At 62.0% G+C, this 3975-nt stretch carries 3 protein-coding genes; all 3 read right to left on the bottom strand.

Features of this window, described 5'->3' with window-relative positions; all coding sequences use genetic code 11:
• A partial coding sequence (locus ACRZ9U_RS20870) for an iron-containing alcohol dehydrogenase (protein ID WP_170408892.1) occupies window positions 1-1098 on the bottom strand: 1098 nt, incomplete at its 3' end.
• A gap of 67 nt (window positions 1099-1165) precedes the next feature.
• Entirely contained in the window at window positions 1166-2548 is a 1383-nt protein-coding gene (locus ACRZ9U_RS20865; protein ID WP_170408891.1) for an aldehyde dehydrogenase family protein, read from the bottom strand.
• 128 nt (window positions 2549-2676) lie between these two features.
• Window positions 2677-3975 (bottom strand): glutamine synthetase family protein (locus ACRZ9U_RS20860; RefSeq protein WP_480902916.1); only part of this gene is annotated, 1299 nt, incomplete at its 5' end.

Below are 3975 nucleotides of genomic sequence, written 5' to 3'. Positions count from 1 at the left end.
GATCGGATTCCCTCCGCATGAGGGGTCGATGATTGCGCCTTGGACCAGTTCGGGGATGGCGGCTTTGGTGACGCCGAGGTCGGAGAGATTGCGGGGGATGGCGAGGCTGTCGTTGAACTCTTGCACGAAGCTGCGGAAGCCGTCGAAGCCGCCGTCGATGCCCAGATAGGCGGCGGCTTGCTGGAAGCGGTCGGCGATGACTGGCGCGTTGAACTCGAGTACGGCGGGCATGCAGACCGCGTTGGTGGTGCCGTGGTGGGTGTTGAACACCGCGCCGACGGGGTGGCTCATGGCGTGGATGGCGCCCAGGCCTTTCTGGAAGGCGGTGGCCCCCATCGCCGCCGCGCTCATCATCTGGGCGCGGGCTTCGATGTCGGTGCCGTCCGCATAGGCACGTGGCAGGTAGTCCTTGACCAGCCGCATCCCTTCCAGCGCGATGCCCTGAGACATCGGGTGGTAATGCGGGCTGCTGAACGCCTCGACACAATGCGCGAACGCATCCAGACCGGTGCCTGCGGTGATGAACCTGGGCATGCCCACCGTCAGCTCGGGGTCGCAGATCACGACCGTGGGCAGCACCTTGGGGTGGAAGATGATCTTCTTGGCGTGGGTTTCCGAGTTGGTGATGACGCTGGCGCGCCCCACTTCGGACCCGGTCCCGGCGGTTGTGGGCACGGCGATGATCGGCGCGATGGCATCGGCATCCGCTCGGGTCCACCAATCGCCGATGTCCTCAAAGTCCCAGACCGGGCGCGTCTGACCACACATGAAGGCGACCATCTTGCCCAGATCCAGCCCCGAGCCGCCGCCAAAAGCGATCACCCCGTCATGGCCGCCCGCGTTATAGGCCGCAACACCGGCCTCGAGGTTCTGTTCATTGGGGTTCGGGTCCACATCCGCGAACAGACCCCGGCCCAGACCGGCGGTCTCCATGATATCCAGCGTCGCGGTGGTGATCGGCAGGTCGGCCAGCCCCTTGTCGGTGACCAGCAGCGGCTTCTTCATGCCGGCCGCAGCACAGGCTTCGGGTAATTCATTGATCCGCCCGGCCCCGAATTTGATTGCGGTTGGATAAGACCAGTTTCCAACAAGTGACATGTTTGCTTTCCTTCGTGTCAAAAGGCCTGCCCCGGCGAGGGGGTCATTCCGAGGCAGGCCGGCGTCCTTAGCCCGTGACCTTTTTCAGGTGATAGGATTTGGGACGTGTCAGGTTGTGATAGCCAATGACCGAGAGACCGCCGCCGCGCCCGGTATTCTTGCAGCCGGTCCAGCACAGGCCGGGATCCAGATAATCGGCCCGGTTCATGAAGACGGTGCCCGTCTCAATCTGGTCACCCACGCGGGCCGCGCGATCCAGATCGCGGGTCCAGAGGCTCGCCGTCAGGCCAAACGCGCTGTCATTCATCAGCCGGGTGGCCTCGTCATCCGAGGACACTTTCATGATGCCCACTACCGGACCAAAGCTTTCATCCCGCATCACCCGCATGTCATGGGTGACATTGGTCAGGATCTGCGGCGTCAGATATGCGCCGCCATCATCCTCGGGGAAAATGTCGATATGGGCCACCGCACCAGCCTCGACCGCCTCGGCAATCTGCGCCCGCACCTCATCGGCAAAGCGCACATTGGCCATCGGGCCAATGGTGGTTTCAGCGTCCAGCGGATTGCCCAGCTTATAGCCCTTCACGATCTCCACCGCCCTGACGACGAAGTCGTCATACAGGCTTTCGTGCACATAGATCCGCTCGATCCCGCAGCAGCACTGGCCCGCGTTGAACATTGCCCCGTCGATCAGCGTCTCAACCGCCGCCTCCAGATCGGCATCGTCCATCACATAACCCGGATCCTTGCCGCCCAACTCAGTCCCGACACCGGTAAAGGTGCCCGCCGCCGCGCGCTCCATCGCCTGGCCGCCGCCGACCGATCCGGTGAAGTTCACGAAGTCGAACGCATTGCCCGCGATCAGATCGTTGGTCACGTCATGGCTCAGAAAGACATTCTGGAACACGTCTTCGGGCACACCCGCTGCATGGAAGGCCTGCGCCATACGCTCGCCCACCAGCAGGGTCTGCGTGGCGTGTTTCAGGATCACCGTATTACCCGCGATCAGCGCCGGGGCCACCGTGTTGATCGCCGTCATGTAGGGGTAGTTCCACGGCGCCACCACAAACACCACCCCATGCGGGATGCGCTTGATATAGCGTTTGAACGTCTCATCTTCGCCCACCGCGATATCAGCCAACGCGCTTTCGGCAATCCCGGCCATATGGCTTGCGCGCTCGTTGAAGCCGCCGAACTCACCGCCATAGCGCACCGGGCGACCCATCATATGCGCCAACTCGGGCACGATTTCCTCATTCATCGCGCCGACAGCAGCCACACCCGCCATCACGAGATCAATGCGTTCCCGCAAGGGCCGCGCCGCCCAAGCCGCCTGTGCGGCCCGCGCCCGGCCCGCAACCTCAAACGCGGCCTCCCGCGACAACACCTCGCGCTCGGCAAAAACCGACCCATCAATCGGCGAGACACATTGCAACATCTGCCCCATAGTCACTCCATCTCTAAAGAGAGCAGGATCCCTGCTTCATCTGGCCATAAATATCTCGGGGGCCGCCATTGGTGCGCCATTGGTTCGAGCGCCAATGGCGGCGGGGCTGGCCCCTCGCTTTCACCCTCTCAAGCCCGCTCAAACCCGCGGGCAATTTCCCAATCGGTCACCACGCGCTCAAACTCTTCGATCTCAACCTCGGCCGCGCGCGCATAGTGATCGACAACGTCATCTCCCATCGCAGCCCGCAACATCGCCGAGCCATGCAGCGCATCCCGCGCCGCGCGCAGATTGCCCGGGATCATCCCCGTCTCTCCCTGATAGACGTCGCCCGTGGTCGGCGGCTGCAACTCCAGCCCTTCTTCGATCCCAGCGATCCCCGCCGCCAGCATCCCAGCCATCGCCAGATAGGGGTTCATATCCGAGCCCGGGATACGGCATTCCACCCGCACCGCCTTGGTGCCGTCACCGCACAGGCGGAACCCGGCGGTGCGGTTGTCCACCGACCAGATGATCCGCGTCGGCGCAAAGGTCCCCTTCATGAACCGCTTGTAGCTGTTGATGTAGGGCGCCATGAAACAGGTGTAATCGGCGGCGTATTTCAAAAGACCCGCCATGTAGCTTTTCATCACATCCGACATGCCGAGCGGATCTTTTTCGTCGAAAAAGATCGGCCGCCCCTCGGACCAGAGCGACTGATGCACGTGGCTGGAACTGCCCACCTTCTCATGATGCCATTTCGGCAGGAAGGTCGCGGCATGCCCATGCTGCCAGGCAATCTCTTTCACCGCGTTCTTGGCGATCGAGTGATACTCGGCCGTCTCCATCGCAGGCGCGTATTTGATGTTCAGTTCTTCCTGCCCGGTCTCGGCCTCACCTTTCGTGTTCTCGACCGGTATCCCCGCATCCCACAGATGGTTGCGGATCGGGCGCATCACATGCTCTTCCTTGGTGGTCTGAAGGATGTGATAGTCTTCGTTGTACCCCGAGATCGGCTCAAGGTCGCGAAAGCCTTCCTTGCGGATCTGATCAAAGCTTTTCTCGAACAGGAAAAACTCCAGCTCGGTGGCGCACATCGCGTCATAGCCCATCGCCTTCAGCCGGTTCACCTGACGTTTCAGGATCGAGCGCGGCGCGTGTGGCACTTCTTCATGCGTGTGATGATCCAGCACATCGCACATCACCATCGCCGTGCCTTCCAGCCACGGTACAGGGCGCAGCGTGCTCAGATCCGGCTTCATCACATAATCGCCATAGCCCCGCTCCCAACTGGTCGACGCATACCCATCCGGCGTCCCCATCTCGAGATCCGTCGCCAGCAGATAATTGCAGCAATGCGTCTCTTCCCACGCCCCCGCAACAAAATGACCCGCATGAAACCGCTTGCCCATCAAACGGCCCTGCATGTCAACCAGACAAACCAATAC

Source organism: Ruegeria sp. D7, from assembly GCF_056534355.1.
Note: the sequence above shows the minus strand (reverse complement) of the source record. Positions and strands in the feature narration are given on the sequence as shown.

What these genes read in the sequence shown, in the direction of transcription:
- ACRZ9U_RS20865 (WP_170408891.1), bottom strand. Translation starts at nt 2,548, where the DNA reads ATGGGGCAGATGTTGCAATGTGTCTCGCCGATTGATGGGTCGGTTTTT.